General features: G+C 69.1%; 1 protein-coding gene. It reads left to right on the top strand.

Features of this window, described 5'->3' with window-relative positions; genetic code table 11:
• Nucleotides 1-214: 214 nt before the first annotated feature.
• A partial coding sequence (locus ACFVU7_RS45145; RefSeq protein WP_388052572.1) for an IS110 family transposase occupies nt 215-1,003 on the top strand: 789 nt, incomplete at its 3' end.

Genomic DNA, 1,003 nt, shown 5'->3' with positions numbered 1-1,003 from the left:
CTTGCCCGCGTGAAAATCGGTGCGGGGGCCATCCGCTGACGCCGCATGATGTTTGGGCTTCGAGTCCGCATAGGAGTCTGGTGAGGGGGCCGCCCGAGGGACCACGCACTGTCGCCTTGAGCACGCCGTTCAGCTTCTCCGCCTCCCTCAGGCCCCCCGGGTGGCCCCCCGGGTGGCCCCCGCCCTGGAGCACGACAGCAAGGGAGGACAACCGGTGGAGGAGACGAGAGAAGAACAGGCCGACGGGGCGGTGGCGCGGGTCGCGGCGATCGACATCGCGAAGGCGTCCGGCGTGGTCTGCATGCGCCTGCCGCACGAGGACCGCGAGGGTCGGCGGGTGCAGCAGGTCTGGACGGTGGCCTCGACCACCAACGCGGTCCTGGAACTCGGCGACCGGCTGCTCTGCCAAGGCGTGCAGCGGGTGGTGATGGAGGCGACCGGCAACTACTGGAAGCCGTTCTTCTACCTCTTGGAGGCCCGAGGCCTGGAGTGCTGGCTGGTCAATGCTCGCGAGGTGAAGAACGTCCCAGGACGCCCGAAGACCGACAAGCTCGACGCGGTCTGGCTGGCCAAGCTCGCCGAACGCGGCATGGTCCGCGCCTCGTTCGTGCCGCCCAAGCCGGTTCGCCAACTGCGGGACCTCACCCGCACCCGCACCGCGTTCACCCAGGACCGCACCCGCCACAAGCACCGCGTCGAGAAGGCCCTCGAAGACGCCCAGATCAAGCTCTCCAGCGTGGTCTCCGACCTCTTCCGCGTCTCGGGCCGGGCGATGCTCGACGCCCTGGTCGCCGGCGAGCGCAACCCGCGCGCGCTCGCGGAGCTGGCCAGAGGCAGCCTGGTCAACAAGCGCGAACTCCTCGTCGAGGCACTGACCGGGCAGTTCGAGGACCACCACAGTCGTCTCCTGCGGATCCTGCTGGAGACCGTCGACCACTTCACCCGCCAGATCAGCGAACTCGACCGGCACATCACCATGCTTCTCAACGAGCTGGCCGGCCCG

Origin of the sequence: Kitasatospora sp. NPDC058046, from assembly GCF_042885595.1 — a bacterium.
Lineage (GTDB): Bacteria > Actinomycetota > Actinomycetes > Streptomycetales > Streptomycetaceae > Kitasatospora.
Note: the sequence above shows the minus strand (reverse complement) of the source record. Positions and strands in the feature narration are given on the sequence as shown.